Consider the following 23638-nt stretch of genomic DNA (forward strand, 5'->3'; position numbering starts at 1 on the left):
GGCACATCCTGCTCACGATGGGCTTGGACACCATCGCCCTGGTCTGGCCGGGTGCGACCCCACGTGTCTTTGGCATTCTCTTCGGCGTCACTGGCGCGGACTCCATCCTGCTGGGACTGATCTGCTTCCCGGGCACGCTGGAGTCGATCCTGCTGCTCGCCCCCCGGCCATGCCGGGGCGGAGGCCGGCACGTCTCCTTGGGGATCATCGGATAGGGCCGCAGGGCTCCGGCCGGCGGTCGCGAGGCGCTCTCGTGGCTCGGACGGAGCGACTGCGTTCGAAGCCCTGGAGGCATCGCTGCGGACAGCCGCCTCCGCATGGATCAGGAGGGCCACTCTGTCAGTGTCCAGCTGACCGGTGCCTCCGGCACGATCGAGGTGCTGGTGGATCCGGCGCCCTGGGCCGGCACCGTTGGTTCTCGAGCTCCAGCGGCCGCCGACGACGACCGGTGGACCAGTCGCACGGCTGGCCGGGACGCAGGCGCCACTGGCCCACGGTCTACACATGAGCTGCCGTGGGCGGTCCGGCAGAGACATGGTCAGGGCGGCCGCTGAGGCGTCGAGGGGGCATGGCGAGAGGTGGTCCGCGTTGTGTTGCGGGCATTCGTGAGTGCCATACCGACGACCAGTCCGATGGCGATGGCGGTGACGATCGTGATGAGTTTCTGCAGGTCTTGGAAGCCTTCGATGACGTAGCCGCCGGCCAGGGTGGTCAGGCCGCGCAGGCCCAGCGAGCCGACGGTGAGGGTGAAGAAGCCAGGCAGGATGAGGATCAACCGAGGAGGGCGGGCGGGGTTGCGGTCCAGCAGATTGGCTGCGGCGGCCAGCACCACGGCAGCGACGAATGTGCCCCCGGTCTCCCGGATCAGCTTGGTGAACAGTGACTGCACACCGACGGTGGCGTAGACAAGCACGAGGAGAGTCCCGAAGAAGCGGTGGGGGATTGCGAAGGCCAGGACCGTGCCGGCGGTGAAGGCGATCCCGCCCGGGATCAGTGCCCACTTGGGCAGGTCGGCTCTGGCGGCGGTGTCGAAGAGGGCGTTGAGGGGGGTGCCGGTGACGAAGACGCCCAGCAGGACACCGAGGTAGAGCTGGACGAGCAGGAATATGGAGTAGACGAGCCGGATCGCGCCGGTGGTGATGAGGCCGACGGCCAGCTCGGTGGTCGATGCGCTCAGGAAGTCACCGGGAATGAAGTAGAACAGCGCTGGGAGCATCAGCAGTACCGGGCCGCCGTGCGCCGGATCGCCGGTGAACACTTCGATGGTGACGACGGAGACGACGGCTGAGACCACCAGGGGGAGGACTTTGGACAGTCGCGGTGCATGAACGGCGGCGACCACGAGTGCCGCGGCGATCGCGCCCAGGACGGCTGTGGTGGTGATCTCGTACCAGGTGGGCTGGACGAGCGGGGCGAAGCCCAGGGAGAACAGCAGAACGCCGAGGAACTTGAGCCACCACGGGTACGGAGGCGGTGCCGCCTCGATGCGCGCCAGCCTGCGGTCGGCCTCGGCCACCTTGACCTTGCCCGCCTCTACGTCGGCCAGCAAGGGCTTGAGCCCAGCGGCTTGGTCGAGCCGGATCACCTCCGGGAAGCCGTGCACGCACACCGTGCGCATCCGGCCGTCGGCCGTGACGATCGAGAGCACGGCCGCTTCGGGCACGAGGACTACGGACGCTTCGCCGCCGAAGGCGCGAGCGCTGGTGTGCACAGCCCGCTCGATGGAGTAGGCGCCCTCGCCGGAAGAACGCAGCAGCAAGGCGGTGAGGCGGGCCAGGAAGGCGGTCAGATCGTCCAGGCCGGCGGCCGGATGCCCCATGCCCGCCTCCTTCGCCGACGTCGGGAACACCAGGGTGCAGGGCGCGAAAGGCGTCGTAGTCCGTTACGGCATCAATCGATAGGTCGGGGGAAAGAACTGCACTGCCCATCGGCGGAAGTGGAAAATGTCGCTACCCCCGTGCGATCGGAGGATGTCGACCGTCCGCCTGGCCTCGTCCTTGCCCCGCACCGGAACGAAGATCAGCCATTTTCCCTGGCTCAAGGCGGCAGAGTGGGCCGCTACCGTTTCACCTTCGTACCCCCCGTGCTGCAGCCCGCGCATGAAGCGGCCGTAAAGGCCATGCGAGGTTCCCTTGCTGTCCAGTAGTCGTTGCCCTTCCGGCCCCTTCAGCACGTTCACGCGGGACAGATTGATCCCGGCTTGTTCCAGTTGATGACAAGCAGCCGTATACCGTTCTTTGTTGTCCAGAACGGCAGCTACACGCTTCATGGGATACAAGTAGAAGCGCTCTTCGTTCATCCGCGGCTGACCCATACGAACCCCTTCATGTCGCTTCTCATCGAGGGTGGCGCCCCCAGACCCGCATTCTTCATGATTTCCGCGGGAGCACGGTGAGAACCCGGACCACGTGATCCCGGAATTCCTCCATGAAGTCTCGGAGGAAACGTTCCGTATGCTCGTCGACGACTCCACCGTCACCGGTGAAGACATTGGGATTGAATCTGACATATGCCTCCGGTGCATTCATTTGCGGCGAGTCACAGAAGCTCAGGACACCGCGCAGTCTCTGCTTGGCTAGGGCAGTGCCGAGGACGCCGGGGGAGTCGCCAGACTTCCCACGAAGTAGCCGACCCTGTACGTAGTCATCGGTTCCTCGATTCAATTCAGTGCGCGTCTTGCGTTCTTCCGTTTTTGGGTATCGCGCGCTCCGGCGGGCAGGGAGTTCCGCAAGGAACGAAACCACGGCCGGGAGTGGAGCGCGTGCCAGCAGGTCCGTCCAGGTGACCGCGTGCGTTCACCGCCGCCCACCCGCATTCCTTGACGGAGGTGTGAAGCGCGGCGCTGAGAACCGAAGCCGCGCCAGCTGCGCAGACTGCCGCCGAGGCGGTCGATTGCCCTGTGCTGCGGCATCAGAGGCGAACCGGCGCCGGAAGGCTCATCGGCTCGTACGGCCCGGTTTCCCGAGATGGGTGAGTGCGGCTGTAACGAGGGCCTGGACGCCGGTGTCCAGGGTGGGCTGCAGGACCGGTGCGAAGCGGGGGCTGTGGTTGACCGCAATCTCCTGAGCCACGGTGCCGCGTTGCCGGGCCGCCTGGTAGGCGTCCGGATCGGCGCAGCCCAGGGCCCAGTAGGTGTACGGGGTGCCGAAGGCGTCCGGGATCCGGCTGAAGTCCTCGCTGGCGCTCTGCATCTCGATGGTGACCGCGCGCTCCCCGAACATCGCGGCGAAAGCGTCGGAGACCTCGCGGGTCACCCCGTCGTCGTTGACGGTCGGCGGAAAGCGGGTGCCCTCCTCGATCTGCGGCGCGCGAGTCGCCCCGGATGCGTCGCACTCGGCATCGACGATGCGACGCAGGGCGGCCAGGACGGCCTGCCGGGTCTCGTCGTCGTACGTGCGCACGTTCACCAGCAGTTCCGCCGACTCCGGAATCACGTTGCCGCTCGTGCCCGCCTGAACGGAGCCCACCGTGACCACGGCCGGCTGGGTGGCGGCCAGCTCGCGCGAGACGATCGTCTGGAGCCGGACGACGATCATCGAGGCGATCACCACGGGGTCGATGGCGGCCTGCGGTGCCGAGCCGTGAGCACCCCGGCCATGGACAGTGATCTTCACATTGTCCGCCGCGGAGAGAAAGGATCCGGCGCGGGTGCCGACCTGCCCGGCCGGATAGGGAAGCACATGCTGGGCGAAGACGACGTCCGGGTGGGGAACACGGTCGGTCAGCCCGTCGGTGAGCATCCGGTCAGCACCATCCCCCGGCTCCTCGGCAGGCTGGAACAAGGCCACCAGGGTGCCCTGCCACGCCTCCGGGGCGGCGGCCATGAGCTGTGCCGCTCCCAGCAGGCAGGTGACGTGCATGTCGTGACCGCAGGCATGCGCCACGGGCACCCGTCGGCCGGAGGCGTCCGTGGCTTCGGCCGTGCTGGCGTAGGGCAGACCGGTCTCCTCAAGGACCGGAAGCGCGTCCATGTCGGCCCGCAGCAATACGGTCGCCCCCTCGCCGTTGGCCAGCACACCGATCACACCGGTGCCGCCGATCCCCTCGTGCACCCGGTAGCCGCAGTTTCTCAGGCGTTCCGCCGCACCGGCCGCGGCGCGGTGCTCCTGGTGTCCCAACTCGGGGTGGGCGTGCAAGTCCTTGTAGACCTCTTCGAGCTCGGACCGGACAGCACCGAGCCCGGCCAGCACAGCATCCGCGGAGTCCTTGAGCGTCATGGATGTGCACTCCTCCCTCTCGGCTGGTGGTCCCAGCGCCGGTTCATGTCAGGGCTCCCGGCCCTTGACCGGCCCCGGCCGCCAGTCGCGGCTGCCCGGCAGCCTCCAGCCCCAGTGGAACGCGGCCAGCCGCAACGCGATGCCGACCGCGATTCCGGCCAGGACACCTACGGTGGGTGCGCCGAGCCGGCTGCAGACAACCATCACCACGCTCACCAGCACCGCGACGGTCGCGTACAACGGATTGCCACCGAAGATGGAAGGCGTGCGAGTCAGAAGCAGGTCCCGGATGGCCCCGCCGCCGACCGCTGTGATGGTGCCCAGCAGCACGGCCGGCAGCCAGCCCAGGCCGACAGCGAGTGTCTTCTGCGCGCCGGCGACCGCCCATACGCTGAGCGCCGAGGCATCCAGGAGGGTGAAGGCCCAACCGGAGGTGTGGCGGCTCAGGTCGGCCAGGAAGGCCAGCAGGGTGCCGGCGATGGCGACCGTGAGATAGGTGTAGTCGGTCAGGGCCACGGGGGTGCCGTGCTGCAACAGGGTGTCGCGGAGGATTCCGCCGCCCAGGCCCGAGACGATGCCGATGACCAGGAAGCCGAACAGGTCCAGACGTCGGGCCCGGGCCAGCACACCGCCGAGTGTGCCGTTGGCGAACACTCCGCTCAGGTCCAGCGCCCTGGTCAGCTCGGTCAGACTCTCTGGCGACAACGCCCGGGCCACAGACACCGGCGTCTCCCTCCCTTCACCCTTCCACCATCGAAGCAGCCAAGGACGCCGCGTGCCCGCCGGGCATGGCATGCGAGGCAGATTCTTCGGCCACTGACGAGATGGACTGCGATTGTGGCGTCTATGCGCAGGTCAGGTGCCGTATGGCCGGGAAGATCCGATGAGCAGGTGTGGGTCCCATGAGCGGGCAGTGGTCGGTTTCAAGGTTCTGTCCGCAGTTCCGTGCATCCTGAGGTCTGCGAGGGGAGCGCGGGTCCTTTTCGGCAGAGTGCTTCCTGCTCTAGCGAGCGGGACGTTGTTTCCCGGGATCGATGTCTGAGTGGAGCGCGTCAGCGGCTCCTCCGGCGTCCTGGTGGTGGAGGCGGTCGGTGTCCACCGCTCGCCCGGGCCGGTGCGCGGACTGCCGGACTCAGGTGATCCGCATACACAGCGCATACAAACGCCCCTGGTACAGGCCGTTGGGGTCCCGCCGGGTCCTCGTCCGACTGAGAGGGCGCTGGTACTTCTGCGACCGCAAGCTGCTCCCGCAAGCCCTTCGTCGAAACAGGTGCCGGGCTGTCCTGCCCGAACTGTGGCGGGGCCGGCTCTTGCCAGGCTCCGCGAGGCGGGAGCCGTTCGGCTCGTCCGTCGAAGACGAACGGCCCTGGCCAGGACCACGCGACCGCCCAGACTCTGGAGGCATGGACACAGGGAGCGTGCCGCCGACGAATGCAGTCACCGCGGTACGTCGGCCGCGAGTGGTGAACTGGATTGTACGCGCGCGACGGCGACCAGGCCGTGGTGCTGGTCGGCCGCGCCACCGCCAAGCAGTGGTGGCGCAACTTCACTGAGCCCCGTCAGGGGGGCGTGCCCCGGGAGGGTCTGGGGCGCCTGGTGCCGATGGGACATCCCGGCCGTTCCGCTGCGGAGCGCGTATACAGCAGAGGCCACCCGTACGCCCACACCAGCCCCGACGACCCCATGGTCGTGATCAGGCGTCCGGCCGCCTATCAGGCGGGCAGAGCGAGTGCGGCGACAACGCCGCCGAGCGAGCTCCTGCGAGGGGGCGGCAACTGTGGGCCCGGTGACGGTGCTGGCAACACTCGGGGAAACGGCGGGCTTCTGCGTTCCGGCAGCAGCAGCCGTCGTCGGCGGAACTTCCACGGTGATCGAGTGGCCAGTGCTGGTCGCGGCAGGAATGGCAGAGGGATCTTGCTGGGTGCGGCTCAAGCCCACGTGCTGCACCAAGTCCTGCCCGATCTGCGGCCGCGCCGATGGGTGGCGGCCACCGCGGTGGCCGCCGGCCTCGCCTGGCTACTGGGTCTGCTGCCCTCGGCGATGCTCCCGCGAATCGGAAACCGGCCGGCCGCAGCCGGCCTGGCCGCCGTCGACGGGCTGCTCCTGTTGCTCAGCCTGGGTGCCGCCCAGTGGTGGGTGCTGCGCCGCCACATCACCGGCGCCGGCACATGGATCCCTTGCCACCGCTGTTGCCTGGCTGGCCGGACTGGCCGTCTTCTGCGCGACAGCCATGCCACTGTGGCACCCCGGCCAATCTCTCTTTCTGATCGCCGGGATCGGCGCTCTCGCCGGTCTCCTCATGGCGGCTACCGTCGCCGTCGTCACCGGAGCCGTGTTGGTCCGCCTCGCGAACTGAGTGGCGGCATGAAGTGGTGCCACACCCGGCGTAGGAGCGTGGGCGGAGGCGCGCGCTCGTGCCGAACCGACAACGGTGACGCCCTGACCGTGCTCACGGCACGGGAAGCTGAACACCCACGGACGCACACGTGGAACAACTGGTGAAGCGGGCTATGAGGCTATCCGCCAATGCCGGTCACCAGTGGACGAAGCCGACTCGTTGTCAGCCCACCCAGGTCCGGTCGAGCACCGGTTCGGACGAAGCTATCCGGCAGTGATCGAGTGAAGCCGTTGGGTCGGCATCGATGGGACGGTTGTGCAGTGCCGTCCCGGGCGGGGGTCTGACTCATGAGATCTATGACCGGAGTGTCCAGTCACGGGCTTGTCGACTGTCGTTGCGAGACGGCGCGTGCTGATGCCGAGCCACAGGGCGTATCCCCATAGGGGTCTTGCCGAGTTTCGGGCGCCATCACGGTTCAGACCGCCCGAGCGGGCCGGTGCCATCCACCCTAGCCAGCACGTCACCACGTAAGAGGCGAACCATCATGACGACCCGACAGCGCAGCACCACCTCGAGCACGGATCCGCCCGTTCGGCGCGAGGTCGTCCTGGGCGTGGACACGCACGGCGAGGTGCATGTTGCCGCCGTGATCACCCCGCTCGGGAAAATTCTGGGAACGGAGTCCTTTCCCGCGACGGCGGCCGGCTACCGACAGGTGCTCGTGTGGGCCCGCAAGCGGGGTACGGTGCGCCGGGCCGGTGTGGAGGGCACCGGCACCTTCGACGCGGTCCTGTCCCGCTACCTGCTGGCCCAGCAGATTCAGGTCTTCGAAGTGAACCGGGCCGACCGCTCGGCCCGCCTACTGCTCGGGAAGTCGGACCCGCTCGACGCTCAGGCCGCAGCGCGTGCGGCGCCGCCCGGTTCGCCTCGGGAGCCGGACGGCACGGGTCGTTCACGGACGTGTGAGCGTGTGCGGCGGCCTGCGGCGCGGAGATGCGGGGATCGCTGACGGTATCGAACGTCCTACGATGCGTTATGCTCGCCACAGGGTCAGTTGGCGCATCGGGCCGTGCCGGGGGGCGTGGTGGCAACCGTGCGTCGACCCGGGGGGCGAACCGTGGTTGAGTACCAGGGTGCGCGCAAGCGCGGAGTCGTTGTCCGGCTCGTGACGCTGTGCGTGGCGACAGTCGGCGTGGCCTGGCTGATGGCTGCCGCCGAGGGCATGACCGGATGGCAGCAGGCTTCGGTGCCCGTTGTCGTCGGCGTCTTCCTGATTGTGGTGGCCGGCCAGTCCTGGCACCACCACCACCGCACGACGATGGACGGCTCGTGGCGGGCGCGGATCGTCGCGGGATCCTGGGCGGTACTCCCCGCGGTCCTCGCCTCGGCCTGGGCGATGTGGGTGTTCCACGCGCCGCCGGGCGCAGCCGTGGCGGTCGGCCTCGCCGTTCTCGCCGTCCTCATGCTTGGTTACGCACGCGGCTACGGTCCGGCGCTGGACCTGTGGCAGATGAGGGTGAGCGACGTCGAGCCGCGCTCGCCGTCCGCCGCGGCGTACGCGGCCAAGGTGGCCAGACGGGCCGTGCAGCTGTCCGGTGACGTCCCCTCGCGGCGTCTGGCCACGGGCAATCTCATGCGCGCCCTGATCATGCACAGCATCGTCGACCGGTCCCAGGAGGCCGGCGAGGAGGCATGGCGCCTCGTCCGGGACGAACTGGCGGCGGCTGGTGACCCCCACTGGCTGGGAGCCCTGGCAAACCTCCGCAACGACGTCGAGAACACACTGGCCCAGCAGACCGGGGACGGCGGGAAACTGCCGGACGCCCTCGGCATCCTCGCCGAGGCTGCCCGGCGCGACCCCAGGATGTGGGGCGCCTGGTACGAGGCCGATGCCGACCGGCGCGCGCTCGCGGTTTACCAGCTCACGGAGTACATCGAGGCCGACGTCCCCCGGCCGCTCACCGTAGACGTCGGCGTCGACGGCGACGGCGACGGCGACGGCGACGGCGACGGAAGCACGGTCCGGGACGCGTACGAGGCCGGCACGCTGCGGGGCAGGCTGCTCGGGGCGATGGTCACGCGGTACGGGCAGGCCGCCGACGCGAGCCCGCCCGGTGGCCTGCGCATCCAGCGGCTGGCCAAGCGCGAGCACACCCGGGCGGAGTGGAGTCACGCGGCGACGGAGTATCCCGACCCGGCCTTCCCGAACCTCGGGGACATCCTGATGGTGCTGGACACGGCGGTGGACACGCTGGAGCGGGTACTGCGCGAGTGCCCCGCCGAACCGACCCTCGAGGACTTCGTACGGCTCTGCCTGGCCACAGGCCTGATCCGGCGCGCCACGCTGCACTCCGACCCGGCCATCCGTCCCGGGGTCCCCGAGGGGAGCCCGGACAGGGACATGCGACGCGCGAAGCGGCTGCTCCGCCGCCGCATGCTGGCCCAGGGCGCTCCCTTCGCCGCTGCCGCCAACAACTGCATGGCCTGCGTCTTCGCCTGGGAGCACGCGCGCCGGGGCCGCCGGTGAGGCCCTGGACACGCAGGCCCACCACCGAGGTGGAGGCCCTCAGGCGCGCCGCCGAGTCCACCGCGGCCACCAACTTGATCGGTCGTGTCAGCGCCGCGCACGCGTGGACCGAGGCGGCGGTGAGCACCGGCCTGGCCCGCGAGGCCGCGGCGGCCTTCCGTCACCAGGCGGCCGTGCTCGCCGAGGAACCGCTGAGCCGCGTCGACGGCCGTATGGCCCTGATGGCGGCCGCTCAGGGCGCGGCCGCCGAAGCCGGCTACTGGACTCTGCGCAGCCGTCGTCAGGCGGACACGGCCGCGCACGTCCTCGAACAGAGCCGCGCGATCCTCCTCAGCAGCATGGTTTCCGGGACGGACTTGGGCCGGCTGAACGATCTGGAACAGCTCGGGGAACGGGGACGCCAGGCCGTGCACGATCTGCTGGCAGCCCAGCGGAACGTGGCGGAGCAGGTCCGCCTCCACCTCACGCGGACAGGCACCGCGAACCCCGGCTCGCCGCGGGCGCCATCGGCGGACGAGTTCCCCGCGCTGCTCCGGGCCCGCGGCGACCTGTGGCAGGCCGAGCAGGCCGCGGGCCGTCTCCTGAGGCCGGACCACGGCAACCGCCCCCGGGCGCCGAGCGCCATCCGGGAAGCGGCCGCCCATGGCGCGGTGGTGTACCTGGCCTCGGCCGCGCGGACCGGATACGCGGTGGTGGTCCCCACCCGCGGGAGGACACGGGCGGTGTTCCTGCCCGAACTCCGGGCCGAAGGGATGGCCCACGCCTCGGACGTCGGGGAACCGGGGTCAAGCACGGAGATCGTGCTCCAGGAGCTTAGACAGGCGCTCCGGCCGCTGGTGGAGGAGTTCCGCCGCGGTCCGCTCGCCGCGGACCTCGCCGCATGCCCGCTGGTGACCCTGGTGGCCGTGGGCACGCTGTCCTTCCTCCCCCTGCACGCCGCGCTGCTCCTCGAACTGCCCGCCCTGCGGGGGGTGCGGTACGCCCCCAACGCCCGGCTGCTCCGACACGCCGCATCCAGCGGAACGGAGGATCTCGCGGCGCTGCCGGTGAGCTTCGCCGTGGTCCGCACCGCACGCGGACTCCCCGTACTGGTACGCGGCCGGACCCTCGCCGGGGACGTCGGAGCCGCCCGGGGCTTTGCCGGCGAATCCGCCTCCGGCCACCAGCTGGCTGCGACACTCCGCCGGAGCGGCATCGTCCATCTGCACTGTCACGGGCGCGCCGACCGCCGCGACGCCCTGGACAGCGCCCTGGTCGGAGGCGACCGCGTGGTGACGGTACGGGAGGTTCTTTCGCACGGCGGAGTCCGTGCCCGCCTCGTCGTGCTCATGGCATGCGAGGGCCACATCGTCGACCGGCGGCTTCCCGACGAGGCCCTGGGCCTGCCGGGAACACTCGTCCAGTCGGGCGCAGCGGCGGTCGTGGCCGCGCAGTGGACGGTGCAGGAGGACGCCGCGGCCCTCGTCCTGAGGATGTTCTACGACAACATTCGCGCCGGGCACTGTGGTCCGTCCGCTCTGGCGGCGGCGCAGCGGTCACTGCGCACCGCCACCGCGCGGGAGTTGAACGCCCGGTACGGCAAGGCCTATTACCGGTGGGGGCCGACGATCGGGGGCCCGCCCGACCGAGCGCCTTTCGCCTCTCCCAGGCACTGGGCGGCGTTCGCGTACACGGGCCTGTGACGGGCACCGCCCGGGCTCGGTGCTTCCACCCGTCGGACCAAGACGGCAATACTCCCAGGAAGGAACTCGATGGAGCACAAGCCAGTAGTCGAAGTGAAGCTGACCGGTTTGGACGAGGAGCGGATCGACAAGGTCACGTGGATCCTGCACGACGCGGGCTGTGACGTCCGCGAGTACTCACCCGACATGGGGGTGGAGGACCTCGAACCGTATGTGCAGATGCTCGCTGCCGTGGTCACGGTCGTCCGCAGCGCGGCCGTCTTCTGGGCGACGATGCGCGCCCGTCACGGCACGGAGGCGGCGGAACGCGTGAGCGAGGTCGTCAACGAGCTGCCGGCGAACAGCGAGGGACACCGCGCCGTCATGGAGCGGCCGGAGGGGGCGGCGCTGGGCAAGGGCTTTCTGATCACGGAGGACTCGCCACCGCGCGAGGACCGGCAGATGGCGTACACCTTGATGGCGGAGTTCGACCTTGACTCCCAGCCGCCCGGCACCGTGGTCATGTGGTCGGCCGCTCAGCGTCGGTGGATCGCGTATCCCCCTATGCCCCAGGAGTAGTTCCGTCCGGCCGCGGACCGTGCCCGCGAGCACGACGGCCGGCGGGGCGGCGCTGTCGGACGGGTCAGCCGGTGCTCACCTTGACCTCGCCGCCCCTCGGGTCGACGCGGTCGTGCCAGCGCGCGGTGAGGGTCAGGGAGCGGTGCGGCAGCGCGTAGGCCGGTGCGTGGCGGGGCCAGGGGCAGACCTGGACGAGGGTGTGCAGGTAGGAGGCGGTCAGTCCGCGCGCCTGCTGGCGGCCCGTGGCGAGCACTCGGTCGAGCCACTTGGTGTTCTTCGCGTGCTCGGCCGGGTCGGGCGGAGGCAGTGTGCTGATCGCGGCGAACAGGGCGGCGTGCGTGGCGGTGGAGAACGAGTCGGCGGCGATGCCGGTCACGTCGCCGAGACGGTGCGGATCGAGGAGCAGGGCTCCGAGGAGCGCCTGCTCGACGTGGAACACCGGCTTGGGCGGTGCAATTGTGTCGAGGTCGTCTTCTTCGGGTTCGGGTTCGGGGGCGTAGGGCATCAGGCAGCGAGGGTGAAGTCGTCGGGGGCGAGGGCGACGCCGAGGTGCGGGGCGAGGAGGTGGCCGGCGAGCAACGGCGGCACGGCGTTTCCGATCTGCGAAAACTGCTGGCCCTTGTTGCCGGCCCAGGGGTAGTCGGCGGGGAAGGTCTGCAGGAGGCCGGCCTCGCGGGCGGTGATCCGGATCGGCTCCGGCACCGCTGGCACGTCCGTGTCGTCGGCCGGAGCCGACACCGGTTCGGCGACCCAGGTGCACTCGTTCGCGCGGTGACCGAAGAACAGCGTGCCCGCCGGCTCGGACAGCGGACGGACGGTGGCGTTGGCCTGGCTGTTGCTGCGCAGGGACCAGGTCCAGCGGTGCGCCTCGGAGGTGAACGTCGGCGCCGGAGCGTCGGCGGCACCGTTCTCGCGGGTACCGAGCCGGGCCGCCCATCCAGCGCCTTCGCGACGGGACTGCAGGACCACACCATCCGGCCTGGGCATCCAGCTGCCGCGCTCCCGGGCGTCGGACAGCGTCTTGCGGGAGCCCGATGGGAACGGCTCGGGCCCGCCGCCCGGTCCGCCGCCGGCGCAGACGGTGGGAACGGGCCGGTCGGTCGCGCCCCGTCCCAGGGCTTCGGCCATGCTGACCCAGCGGGCGCGGCCCGGACCGAACAGCGATTCCGGCTCGGCGATCTGGGCGTGCGTGGGCGTGGGAGGTTGTGCCGTACGGACCGGGAGGCGAGCAGGATCGCCCGCCTGCGCGTCTGTGGAACGCCGAAGTCGGCGGCGTCGAGGATCCCGTACCAGACCGAGAACCCCCAGGACCGCAGGATTGCCGCGTACTGCTTCCACAGAAGCAGGACGTCCGGCACCATTGCGGCCGACAAGAGCTCGGCGGAATTTGAAGATCATCCTCTGGGCGCGGCCGGTTGATCATTGCACGGGGTTCGCGGGTCAACTGGTCTTGTGGCCCCACTTCGGCCCGACCAGCGTCCACTCCCTGTCCCACTGCTGGATACGCCGACGGTCGAGCCACCACCGCCCGGCGCTCCCGATCCCGAACACCACGCCGCTGAGGGCGAGGGCGGCTGAGGTTCCAAAGAGTCCCGCCTCGACGGCCGCTTTGGTGGGGGTTGGTGGCTGGGTGCTCAGCTTCCCCTGGCCGTCGATCCAGACCCTCACCGTGGAGCCGGCCTTCTTCCCAGTGGTCACCAGCGTCATGCCGTTACGCATGGAGCCGTCGGAGTTCGTCCAACGGACCTTTGCCGAGGCCAGGTCTCTGCCCATCTCTGAGGTCGCGGTACGCGGGACGTCATCGAGGAGAACGGCGCTGACGGGGATACGGTCGGCTCGCTGCTGGGCGAAGACCTGGTCCGCTGCATGGGCCGTGACCACACCGGCCGCCGTGCCACCCACCGCGATGAGTACCCATATGGCCAGCACGAGCCATGCCTCGAGGACGTCGTCGCGTCGCCGGATCGGGTTGTTCCGCCATCGCCACAGCGGCACCTTCGTCCGCCTGCGCTTCCTGTTCGCGGGCCTGTCCTCGCGCATCTCTCCGCACCTCCTCGTCGTCACGCACACGAAGGTGACAGCCGCGGGCGTGCCGTGGCATGGGCCGATCAGGCGGAAATGGAGGGCCGATCGGGCCACGCCCGGGATGGTGCCGGGTCGCTCGGCCCAGCACACGCACGGGTCATTGAACCGCCGTGGTTCTGTGCCCGTCCGTCGTGGTCGGTGTGCACTGAACGGGCCCGGCAAGGGGACCATCGGCCCGTCACCGTTCTGCCGTAGTGCTCTCACGCTCGTAGGACATCCGCACCTGTCCGACTTCGTTACGGAGGAGGCCATCATGCGAACCGCGCCCCTCGGCGCCGCGGCCCTGGAAGACTGCATCTCGGCCGCCGTGGCCGCGCCCTCGATCTACAACACCCAGCCGTGGCGCTTCCGGCTCGACCCGGACAACGTCGCGCTGGAGGTCTGCGCCGCACCCGAGCGCGCTCTGCCCCACGCCGATCCAGTCGGCCGGGCTCTGCATCTGTCCGTCGGCGCAGCGGTCTTCAACCTCCGTGTGGCGGCGACCCACTTCGGCTGGGCGCCCGTCGTACGCTTGCTGCCGGATCCCGAGGACCCGAGCGTGCTGGCCATCCTGCGACTGTCCGGGATGGGCCAGCGGCACGCTGCGGGGCACCGCCCCGACCTTTACCCGATGATCTGGCGCAGGCACAGCAGCAGGGTCCCCTTCTCCGGCAGGCCGCTTCCGCCGAACGTTCGAGCCGAACTCGCGGAAGCTGCTCATACAGAAGGTGCCTCACTGAGCTTTCCCGGGGCCGCAGAGACGGCACGGGTGCTGCGCGTGGCCACGGAAGCCGAGCACCGCAACCGGGCCGACGCCGACCGGGCAGTGGAGAGCCGCCGATGGGTGCACCGAGACCCGGACGATCCCACCGGAGTCGGCATACCGCAAGCGGTGCTGGGGCCCCAGGACGCGCGCGAGCGGCTGCCCATGCGTGACTTCACCGCTCAGCGGCGCCCTGAGCGGCTGCCGGCCCAGCCCTTCGAGTCCCTTCCTGCGATAGCCCTGCTGACCACCGGGCACGACCGGCGCAGTGACTGGCTGCGCGCCGGACAGGCGCTGGAGCACGTCCTGTTGGCGGCTACGGCGCACGGTATGCGTGCCTCCCTGCTCCACCAGCCGATGGAGTGGCCCGACCTGCGCCGCGACCTGAGCCACGTGCCGGACCGCACCGGGCATGCGCAGATGCTGGTTCGCCTCGGGTACGGCCCGGAGGGCCCGGCCACTCCGCGACGTGCACCGGATCAGGTGTGGTGACGCTCAACGGCCGGGCCGCCCGAGTCGCCGTGGTCCTGGAGCCACGGTCATCCGACTGCCTGATGCTGGGCGTCCAGCCCCTGTGGTTGCGGGTTACTCGCCAACGGCCTTGTCAGCCCGCTGCGGCGGAGGGGATCGTGGCGGGCACAGCAGCCAAGGCTTAGGGAAGGTGGTCGTACATCTCGAACACGCCATCCAACCTCGCGCCACGAAGAATTCGAAGGAACTGGTTGCTGTCAGTGACAAGACGCAGCCGACCGTGCCGTTCCTCTACCCTGTTCCGCGCCCGGCACAGCATCCCGAGTCCGGCACAGTCGATGAAGGACACGGCACGGAGGTCCACCACGACGTCGGGGAGAACGACGGCCGTCAGATCGTCCAGGCGCGATCCAAGGGGCGGTGCCGTGAGGATGTCGATCTCACCGCGCAGCTCCAGGACGGTCGTCCCGCCGGCGACACGCTCGGTGTGGCGGGGTGCGAATGAGGTGAGGGTTTCGGCCATGGTCAGAGGAAATCCGGGCCGATGGGCGTGCCGGAAGGGCCGTCCGGCCCCCCTTCGCCGCCACGTTTCCTCGGGCCGCTCTCCGGCCAAGGCGGGACCCGTGGCCCTCACCCGCGGCTGCCGGCGGGCTCAGCATGGAATGTGATCCCCAACCGGGCGAAGGACGGGCTGACTCATGTACCCGAACGATGGTTTCCGCGAACTCGGTCGTCACGAGTGCCTGCGCCTGCTGGCGACGGCTTCCATCGGCCGCATCGTCTACACGCGCCATGCGCTGCCCGCGGTCGTGCCGGTGAACTTCGGCCTGGACGCCGACGGAGCGGTACTGTTGCGCACCTCGGCGGCCTCCGAGCTGGCACGCGCGGTCGACGGCGCGGTCGTCGCGTTCGAGGCGGACGCGGCCGATGCGGAGACGCATTCCGGCTGGAGCGCCGTCGTCACCGGCCGGGCCGAGATCGTGACGGATCCGGCCGAGGCGGCACGCCTGGAGCGGATCGGCCCGCGCTCCTGGGCCCCCTCGCCCGAGGAGGTCTTCGTGCGCATCGAGCCGGAACTGGTCACCGGGCGCGAACTCGTCGGAGGTCGCACGATGTACGGCCTGCACCTTTCCGCCTGACCACTGGGCACCTTCATCGTGACCTGGTCCGAAGGGCCCTACGGTGCGGGGCCGGACGGCGCGGCGACGGGTTCCCGCCGGCCCTGCCCCGGGCAGGGGCACGCGAGGAGCATCGTCGGCGGAGCCGCTCACGGAACCGTCCGTGTGCGGTGTGGCGAACGATGCGGAGGCAGTGATGACCGTGGCAACCCGTCCGGACGTGGACGCACCCGCCGAGGCCTGGCGTGGATTCGCCGGCCGGCGCTGGCGCGAACGGATCGACGTACGCGACTTCATCCAGGCCAACTACACGCCCTACGAAGGCGCCCCGGAGTTCCTGACCGGCCCGACCGAGCGCACGCTAGCCGTCTGGCACAAGGTCAGCGCCCTGTTCCCCGAGGAGCGGCGCAAGGGCATCCTCGACGTGGACACCGCCACCCCCTCCACGATCACCTCGCACGCACCCGGCTACATCGACCGGGACCGTGAACTGGTTGTTGGGCTGCAGACGGACGCTCCGCTGAAGCGCGCGATCATGCCGAACGGCGGCCTCCGGATGGTCGAGAACGGCCTGAAGGCGTACGGATACGAGCCCGACCCATTCGTCACCAAGGTCTTCGGCACCTACCGCAAGACCCACAACGACGGTGTCTTCGACGCCTACACCCCCGAGATGCGAGCCGCCCGCAAGGCGGGCATCATCACCGGGCTCCCGGACGCCTACGGCCGGGGCCGGATCATCGGCGACTACCGCCGCGTCGCTCTGTACGGCACCGATCGGCTGATCGAGGCCAAGCGGGCCGAGCGCGCCCTGCTGGACAGCCGGCCCTCCGCTCCGCACATCATCCGCGATCGCGAGGAACTCGCCGAGCAGGTACGGGCGTTGGGAGAGCTGGCGCGGATGGCCGCCTCCTACGGCTGTGACGTCACCCGCCCCGCGTCCACCGCGCACGAGGCCGTGCAGTGGCTGTACCTCGGCTTCCTGGCCGCGGTGAAGGAGCAGAACGGCGCCGCGATGTCGCTCGGCCGCACCTCCACCTTCCTGGACGTCTACTTCCAGCGAGACCTCGACGAGGGGCGTATCGACGAGGCCCGGGCCCAGGAGCTGATCGACGACTTCGTCATCAAGCTGCGGATCGTACGCTTCCTGCGCACACCCGAGTACGACCAACTGTTCTCCGGCGACCCGACCTGGGTGACGGAGTCCATCGGGGGCATCGGCACCGACGGCCGCACACTCGTCACCCGCAGCTCCTTCCGCTTCCTGCAGACGCTCTACAACCTCGGGCCCGCGCCGGAGCCGAACCTCACGGTGCTGTGGTCGCCGCAGCTGCCCGAGGACTTCAAGCGGTTCTGCGCCCAGGTCTCGATCGACACCAGCTCCATCCAGTACGAGTCCGACGACCTGATGCGCCCGCGCACCGGCGACGACACCGCGATCGCCTGCTGCGTGTCCGCGATGGCGGTGGGCAGGCAGATGCAGTTCTTCGGTGCCCGCGTCAACCTCGCCAAGGCCCTGCTGTACGCGATCAACGGCGGCCGGGACGAGATGACCGGCGAGCAGATCGCACCCGAGATGCCCGCCCTGACAGGGGAGTACCTGGACTACGAGGAACTGTCGGCGGCCTACGACCGGATGCTGGACTGGCTGGCGAAGACGTACGTCGACACGCTCAACGTCATCCACTACATGCACGACAAGTACGCCTACGAGCGCATCGAGATGGCCCTGCACAACCACCCCGTCCACCGCTACATGGCATGCGGCATCGCCGGGCTCTCCGTGGCCGCCGACAGCCTGTCGGCCTCCAAGTACACCCGGGTGAAGGTGATCCGCGACGACACCGGGCTGGCCGTGGACTACGAGGTCGAGGGCGAGTACCCGGCGTACGGCAACAACGACGACCGCGCCGACGGCCTCGCGGTCGACCTGGTGGAGTCCTTCATGGCCAAGGTGCGCGAGCACCCCACCTACCGGGACGCCGAGCACACGCAGTCGGTCCTGACGATCACCTCGAACGTGGTCTACGGCAAGCACACCGGCAACACCCCCGACGGCCGCCGCGCCGGACAGCCCTTCGCACCCGGCGCCAACCCGATGAACGGCCGGGACCGGCACGGTGTCGTCGCCTCGGCCCTCTCGGTGGCGAAACTGCCGTACGAGGAGGCCCGCGACGGCATCTCCCTGACCACGACCATCACGCCCGAGGGACTGGGCCACAACCCCATGGAGCGGGCCGGCAACCTGGTCGGCATCCTCGACGGGTACATGACCTTCGGCGGCTTCCACATGAACGTCAACGTGCTGAACCGGGCGACGCTCGAGGACGCCATGGAACACCCCGAGAAGTACCCCGAGTTGACGATCCGGGTCTCCGGATACGCGGTCAACTTCGTCCGGCTCACGCGTGAGCAGCAGCTCGACGTGATCAGCCGCACCTTCCACGGGTCGCTGTGAACGTCACGACACCGTCGGCGGCGACCGGCCGGGTGCACTCCTGGGACCTGTCCACCGGCGTGGACGGTCCCGGGACCCGGTTCGTCCTGTTCGTCAGCGGCTGCCCGCTGCGCTGCCTGTACTGCGCCAACCCCGACACCTGGCACATGCGCGACGGGCGGGAGACCTCGGTCGACGAGGTCATGGCGGAGATCCACACGTACCGGGGCTTCCTGACCACGGCCGGGGGAGGCGTGACGATCACCGGCGGGGAGCCGCTGCTCCAGCCGGCGTTCACCGGCTCCCTCCTGCACCGCTGCAAGGAGGCCGGACTTCACACGGCGCTGGACACCTCCGGCTTCCTGGGCGCGCGTGCCTCCGACGAACTCCTCGCCGACACCGACCTGGTGTTGCTGGACATCAAGTCGTTCGACGCCACCACCTACCGCAGGCTCACCGGTGCCCGTCTCGCCCCCACGCTCAGCTTCGCCACCCGCCTGGACCGGCTGGGCGTCCCCGTGCACATCCGTTACGTCCTCGTCCCCGGCTGGACCGAGGACCCCTCCGCCGTGGACGGCCTCGGCGCCTTCCTGGCCGGGCTGACCAACGTCGACCGGGTGGACGTCCTGCCCTTCCATAAACTCGGCGCCCACAAGTACGACGCCCTCGGCATCGACTTCCCGCTGCGTGACACGCCCGTGCCCGATCCGGAGCTGACGGAACGCGTGCGTGAGCAGTTCCGGGAGCACGGGCTGCGGGCGTTGTGAGTCGGCCGACGCCCATCGAACGTTCATCCGCGTGTGGGCCGGACGGCCTCCGCACAGGGACCTGAGGCCTCTCCTGTGCCAAGTACACGGCATCGACACTGATTTTCGTGACTTCGAAGGAGACCGAGATGCCCCGCACCATCACCGCAGGCCTGGACGGATCCCCGGAGAGCCTGACCGCCGCCGACTGGGCGGCCAGGGAAGCCCTGCTCCGGGACCTCCCGCTGCACCTGGTCCACGCCCTTGGGCGGCAGCCCTACGCGCCCCTGGGCGGGGCACCCCAGCCGTCCCTGAGCCCGGACGAGCAGATTCGCCGGGCGGACCGCATGCTTCGCGAGGCCGAAGCGATGATCGCGCGGCGCCACCCGGGCCTGCAGATCACCACCGACCGTGTTACCGAAGAACCCGTCACCGCCTTGCTCGGCGCGGCTGGAACAGCAGACCTATTGGTGCTGGGCTCTCGCTGCCTGGGCGGCGTGGCCGGATTCCTGGTCGGGTCCGTCGCCCAGGCAGTCGTGGCGGGCAGCCGACGGCCTGTCGTCCTCGTGCGGGGCGGCCTGCGCTCCGAGGACGAACGCCAGCCTGGCGGCTTCGGGTCCGGGGCCGCACCGTTCCGTGACGTCGTCCTGGGCCTCAACTCGGCGGCGCCGAACGACACCGTGATCGGATTCGCCTTCGAGGCCGCCTCTCAGCGTGCCGCGAGGCTGCGCGTCGTCCATGGCCGGAGCCCTGAACTGCCCTACTACGACAATGGCGGCGACCTCAACGCCGAACTGCACGATGAACTCACCGGGGAGATGCACCGCGCCCTGGCCGAGGCGCTGGAGCCGTGGCGGCACAAGTTCCCCGGCGTCGAGGTGACGGAGCAGGCCGTGATCGGCAAGGCGGGCTCCCACCTCGTGGAAGCCTCGCGCGACGCGTCCCTGGTCGTGGTCGGCCGCCGCTGGCGCCGGACGCCGATCGGCGCGGCGATCGGCCCGGTCACCCACGCGGTGCTGCACCACGCCGCCGCACCGGTCGCGGTGGTCCCGCACGCCTGACGTGCCACCCGGCGAGCGGAGGCGGCATCGGGCTGAACGCGGCGTGAGAACCCGGACGGTTCTCACGCCGCATGGCTTTGCAGTCGGACTGCGATCAGGCGCCGCCGGACTCATGGTCGGCGGTGGGCCGCACGCCGGTTACGTCAGCGGCGAGCCGCACGCCGGTTATGAGGTCCGGGCGGATGCGCACCGCATAGTCCATGGTCCGGTGCACCCACGGGTTGAGCAGTGCCTGGTACCGGGCCAGTTCCTCCGCGTCGGTCACCAGGTGCGCGTAACCGGTGACGACCACGCTCCAGCCGAGGTGCGTGACGGGATCGATGGCGTCGGCCTCGTAGGCCACCACGACGCCTTGACCGTCGGCCTGCCCGGCGCGCGCGGTCAGGGCCGCGCCCTCGTGGGTGCGGATGACGATGTCGCCGTTGTCCAGGACGTGGTTGACCGGGCGGACGGTCGGCAGCGTGTGACGGGTGAAGACGATCCGTCCGAAGGACACACTGCCCAACAGCCGGAGGGCTTCGTCGCTGTCCAGCTCGATGCTTCGGCGTGGCCCGACAGGGAGGTGCTGAGCGGTGTCGATGGGCATGGCGGGCTTCCGTGCGGTCTCGTTGCTCACTGCTGCGTTTCTTCGACTGGGGCGGCGAGGCGGCTGCACGGACTTTCGCCGTGGTCGCGGCCGGTGCGCCGGTACGGCATGTGCGTCGTCCCTTCAAGACGTGGTGGTTGCCTGTCCGCGGCACCCGGCTTGGAGTCGCGGACAGGCTGATCAGGTCATTGGAACGGCACCGAAGCTCTTCACGCCAGGGCCGTTCGGCCCTCGTCCGCGTTCGGTCGGCCCAGCGCACCCCCGTAGTAGGCCGTGCGCATGATCTCCTGCATGTCGTCGAGCATCGGCATGCGCGGGTTCGCCGGTGCGCACTGGTCCTCGTAGGCGTTCAGGGCCTGCTGCGGCAGAGCGTCCAGGAACGTGCGCTCGTCGATGCCGAGGGCCTGGAACGACGGCTCGATGCCCACGGCGTCGCGCAGCCGCTCCACCGCGCGGGCCAGCGATTCCACGCCCTCCTGCGCGGTGGAGGCGGGCAGGCCGAGGGCTCGGGCGATGTCCTGGAAGCGTTCCGGGGCGCGGTAGTTCTCGTACTTGGGCCAGCCCGTGAGCTTCGCCGGAATGGTGCCGTTGTAGCGGATGACGTGCGGCAGCAGGACGGCGTTGGTACGGCCGTGGGCGATGTGGAAGGTGGCGCCCAGGGTGTGCGACATGGCGTGGACGATGCCGAGGAAGGCGTTGCCGAAGGCCATGCCGGCGATCGTCGCGGCGTTGTGCATCCTCTCCCGTGCGTCGGGACGGCCCTTGCGGTCGTTCACCGCTGCTTCGATGTTGTCGAAGATCAGCCGGATCGCGTGCAGGGCCGGGCCGTCGGTGAAGTCGTTGGCGTAGACGGACACGTACGCCTCTATGGCGTGGGTGAGGGCATCGAAGCCGCTGTCGGCCGCCAGCGCCGGGGGCAGGTCCGCGGTGAGCAGCGGGTCGACGATGGCCACGCTCGGGGTGAGTGCGTAGTCGGCGAGCGGGTACTTCTTGCCGCTGGCGGGGTCGGAGATCACCGCGAAGGGGGTGACCTCCGCGCCGGTGCCGGACGTGGTGGGCACGCACACCAGGCGGGCCCGGGTGCCGAGGACCGGGAAGCGGAAGGCGCGCTTGCGGATGTCGGAGAACTTCTGCCGCATGTCGGCGAAGTCGATGTCCGGGTGCTCGTAGAGGAGCCACATCACCTTGGCGGCGTCCATCGGCGAGCCGCCACCGAGCGCGATGATCGTGTCCGGGCGGAAGTCGCGCATGAGCTGGGCACCGCGCCGGACGGAGTCGATGCTCGGCTCCGGTTCGACGTTGTCGATGATCTGGACGGTGACCGGTTCGTGACGCCGCTGCAGGACCCTGCTGACGCGGTCGACGAAGCCGAGGCGGGTCATGGTGGCGTCGGTGACGACTGTGACGCGGTGGACGTCCGGCATGGAGGTCAGGTAGCGCAGGGACTGCGGCTCGAAGTAGATCTTCGGCGGGACCTTGAACCACTGCAGGTTGTTGCGGCGCGTGCTGACCCGCTTGATGTTCAGCAGTTGGACGGCGGAGACGTTGTTGGACACCGAGGTGTGGCCCCAGGAGCCGCAGCCCAGGGTGAGTGACGGCAGCAGGCTGTTGTAGATGCCGCCGATGGCTCCTTGCGAGGACGGGGCGTTGACGATGATCCGTACGGTCTTCATACGCCGGCCGTACGCCTCCGCGAGCGCCGGGTCCTCGGTGTGGATGACCGCGGTGTGGCCCTGGCCGTGGAAGGCGACCATGTCCGCGGCGAGGTCGAAGCCCTGCTCCTCGGAGCCGGTGCGCAGCACGGCGAGCACCGGGCAGAGCTTCTCGCGGGTCAGCGGCTCGTCCGGACCCACCCGCTCGGCCTCGACCAGGATCAGCGAGGTGTCGCCCGGGACGGTGAAGCCCGCCTGCTTGGCGATCCATGCCGGGCTCTGACCGACGGCCGCGGCGTTGACCTTGGGCTCGCAGCCCGCGTTCGCAGGGCCCGTGGGGAACAGGAAAGCTTCCAGCTTCGACTTCTCCTCGGCGGTCGCCACGTGAGCGTGCAGAGTGCGGAACTCGGCCAGTGCCGCGTCGTAGATCTCGTCGTCCAGGATGACGGCCTGCTCGGAGGCGCAGATCATGCCGTTGTCGAAGGACTTCGACAGCACCAGGTCGTTGACGGCCCGGCGCAGCTTCGCGCTCTTTTGCACGTACGCCGGCACGTTGCCCGCACCGACTCCCAGCGCGGGCTTGCCCGCCGAGTAGGCGGCCCGGACCATGGCGTTGCCGCCGGTGGCGAGGATCAGCGAGACGCCGGGGTGGCGCATCAGGATGCCGGTCGCCTCGACCGACGGGGTCTCGATCCACTGCACGCAGTGCTCCGGCGCGCCGGCGGCGACGGCCGCGTCCCGTACGATCCGGGCCGCCTCCGTGCTGCACCGCTGGGCCGAGGGGTGGAAGGCGAACACGATCGGGTTGCGCGTCGTCAGCGCCATCAGGGCCTTGAAGACAGTGGTGGAGGTCGGGTTGGTGACCGGTGTGATCGCGCAGACCACGCCGACCGGCTCGGCCACCTCGATCATGTCCTCGATGTCGTCGCGGGCGATGACGCCGACGGTCTTCATCGGGCCCATGCTGTGCGTGACGTGCTCGCACGCGAACACGTTCTTGGCCGCCTTGTCCTCGAAGACCCCGCGTCCGGTCTCATCCACGGCCAGGCGGGCCAGCGTGGTGTGCTGGTCCAGGGCGGCGACCGAGGCCTTCTTGACGATGTGGTCGACCTGCTCCTGGGTGAGGGCGTCGTAGTCGGCGAGCGCCTTGAGTCCGTTCGTGACCAGCTGGTCCACGGCGATGGCGATGTCGGACGGCGCGTCGGCAGCTGCCGTCGCCTGGGTTCCGGCCTCATGACGGGTCATTGGGGAGCGCCTCCGTTGACGAGAGCCGTCGGCGGTGGCCGACGGTGGGCGGACGGGAGCGGCACCGCGGGGGATCGGTGCCGCTCACGCCTTCACTCTCGTCCTGCCCGGCCCCGACTCCCAGGTGCCGATGGTCCCTTCCGGGGGCTGACCGGCACTGGTCCGGCGAGGCC

General features: G+C 69.9%; 18 protein-coding genes and 2 pseudogenes. 10 read left to right on the forward strand and 10 right to left on the reverse strand.

From position 1 onward, the window contains the following. Positions 1-17 precede the first annotated feature (17 nt). A complete protein-coding gene (locus S1361_RS31785; protein ID WP_425087624.1) occupies positions 18-215 on the forward strand; it encodes a hypothetical protein in 198 nt (65 codons plus the stop codon). 323 nt (positions 216-538) lie between these two features. On the opposite strand, the gene S1361_RS31790 is transcribed toward S1361_RS31785, so the two are convergent. From S1361_RS31790 to S1361_RS31805, 4 genes are all read right to left on the reverse strand, one after another. Beyond that, on the reverse strand, positions 539-1819 hold the full coding sequence (locus S1361_RS31790) for a threonine/serine exporter family protein (protein ID WP_208035325.1): 1281 nt from the start codon (positions 1817-1819) through the stop codon (positions 539-541). A 63-nt stretch (positions 1820-1882) separates the two neighbouring features. Continuing rightward, positions 1883-2314, reverse strand: coding sequence for a hypothetical protein (locus S1361_RS31795; RefSeq protein WP_208035326.1), 432 nt, complete (start codon positions 2312-2314; stop codon positions 1883-1885). Between the two features lie 622 nt (positions 2315-2936). Next, entirely contained in the window at positions 2937-4217 is a 1281-nt protein-coding gene (locus S1361_RS31800) for an amidohydrolase (protein ID WP_208035327.1), read from the reverse strand. A gap of 48 nt (positions 4218-4265) precedes the next feature. After that, complete coding sequence (locus S1361_RS31805) at positions 4266-4940, reverse strand: trimeric intracellular cation channel family protein (RefSeq protein WP_208035328.1); 675 nt, start codon at positions 4938-4940, stop codon at positions 4266-4268. Positions 4941-7099: 2159 nt separating this feature from the next. On the opposite strand from S1361_RS31805, the gene S1361_RS39500 reads away from it, so the two are divergent. The 4 genes from S1361_RS39500 to S1361_RS31825 all read left to right on the forward strand — a co-directional run bounded on the left by S1361_RS39500 (position 7100) and on the right by S1361_RS31825 (position 11322). After that, complete coding sequence (locus S1361_RS39500; protein ID WP_243769373.1) at positions 7100-7564, forward strand: IS110 family transposase; 465 nt, start codon at positions 7100-7102, stop codon at positions 7562-7564. 108 nt (positions 7565-7672) lie between these two features. Then, entirely contained in the window at positions 7673-9082 is a 1410-nt protein-coding gene (locus S1361_RS31815; protein ID WP_208035329.1) for a hypothetical protein, read from the forward strand. Further along, on the forward strand, positions 9079-10764 hold the full coding sequence (locus S1361_RS31820) for a CHAT domain-containing protein (protein WP_208035330.1): 1686 nt from the start codon (positions 9079-9081) through the stop codon (positions 10762-10764). Before S1361_RS31815 ends, S1361_RS31820 begins: the two co-directional genes overlap by 4 nt. 69 nt (positions 10765-10833) lie before the next feature. Further along, the gene (locus S1361_RS31825; RefSeq protein WP_208035331.1) at positions 10834-11322 is read left to right on the forward strand and encodes a hypothetical protein; all 489 of its coding nucleotides are present in this window, start codon (positions 10834-10836) and stop codon (positions 11320-11322) included. A 151-nt stretch (positions 11323-11473) separates the two neighbouring features. Here the strand turns inward: S1361_RS31825 and S1361_RS31830 are convergent. The 3 genes and pseudogenes from S1361_RS31830 to S1361_RS31840 form a co-directional block, all read right to left on the reverse strand. Further along, a pseudogene (locus tag S1361_RS31830) lies at positions 11474-11827 on the reverse strand (DnaB-like helicase N-terminal domain-containing protein); the annotation flags it as partial. Further along, positions 11827-12683, reverse strand: a pseudogene (locus S1361_RS31835) (DNA cytosine methyltransferase); the annotation flags it as partial. The pseudogenes S1361_RS31830 and S1361_RS31835, both read right to left, overlap by 1 nt. A gap of 79 nt (positions 12684-12762) precedes the next feature. After that, on the reverse strand, positions 12763-13362 hold the full coding sequence (locus S1361_RS31840) for an Rv1733c family protein (protein WP_208035332.1): 600 nt from the start codon (positions 13360-13362) through the stop codon (positions 12763-12765). 298 nt (positions 13363-13660) lie between these two features. Here S1361_RS31840 and S1361_RS31845 point away from each other — a divergent pair, with 298 nt between their 5' ends. Next, entirely contained in the window at positions 13661-14641 is a 981-nt protein-coding gene (locus S1361_RS31845; protein ID WP_208035333.1) for an Acg family FMN-binding oxidoreductase, read from the forward strand. A gap of 160 nt (positions 14642-14801) precedes the next feature. Here S1361_RS31845 and S1361_RS31850 read toward each other — a convergent pair whose 3' ends face one another. Beyond that, on the reverse strand, positions 14802-15143 hold the full coding sequence (locus S1361_RS31850) for an STAS domain-containing protein (protein WP_208035334.1): 342 nt from the start codon (positions 15141-15143) through the stop codon (positions 14802-14804). A gap of 175 nt (positions 15144-15318) precedes the next feature. Here S1361_RS31850 and S1361_RS31855 point away from each other — a divergent pair, with 175 nt between their 5' ends. The 4 genes from S1361_RS31855 to S1361_RS31870 all read left to right on the forward strand — a co-directional run bounded on the left by S1361_RS31855 (position 15319) and on the right by S1361_RS31870 (position 19982). Beyond that, entirely contained in the window at positions 15319-15759 is a 441-nt protein-coding gene (locus S1361_RS31855; protein ID WP_208035335.1) for a pyridoxamine 5'-phosphate oxidase family protein, read from the forward strand. Positions 15760-15934: 175 nt separating this feature from the next. Further along, positions 15935-18196 (forward strand): formate C-acetyltransferase, encoded by a 2262-nt coding sequence (gene pflB, locus S1361_RS31860; protein WP_208035336.1) that lies wholly within the window; start codon positions 15935-15937, stop codon positions 18194-18196. Then, a complete protein-coding gene (pflA, locus tag S1361_RS31865; protein WP_208035337.1) occupies positions 18193-18942 on the forward strand; it encodes a pyruvate formate-lyase-activating protein in 750 nt (249 codons plus the stop codon). The genes pflB and pflA overlap by 4 nt, the downstream gene beginning before the upstream one ends. 128 nt (positions 18943-19070) lie before the next feature. Beyond that, complete coding sequence (locus tag S1361_RS31870) at positions 19071-19982, forward strand: universal stress protein (RefSeq protein ID WP_208036855.1); 912 nt, start codon at positions 19071-19073, stop codon at positions 19980-19982. A 94-nt stretch (positions 19983-20076) separates the two neighbouring features. Here S1361_RS31870 and S1361_RS31875 read toward each other — a convergent pair whose 3' ends face one another. Then, on the reverse strand, positions 20077-20568 hold the full coding sequence (locus S1361_RS31875) for a pyridoxamine 5'-phosphate oxidase family protein (protein WP_208036856.1): 492 nt from the start codon (positions 20566-20568) through the stop codon (positions 20077-20079). A 209-nt stretch (positions 20569-20777) separates the two neighbouring features. Continuing rightward, the gene (adhE, locus tag S1361_RS31880; RefSeq protein ID WP_208035338.1) at positions 20778-23465 is read right to left on the reverse strand and encodes a bifunctional acetaldehyde-CoA/alcohol dehydrogenase; all 2688 of its coding nucleotides are present in this window, start codon (positions 23463-23465) and stop codon (positions 20778-20780) included. Between the last annotated feature and the right edge of the window lie 173 nt (positions 23466-23638).

The organism is Streptomyces cyanogenus, from assembly GCF_017526105.1.
Taxonomy (GTDB): Bacteria; Actinomycetota; Actinomycetes; order Streptomycetales; family Streptomycetaceae; genus Streptomyces; species Streptomyces cyanogenus.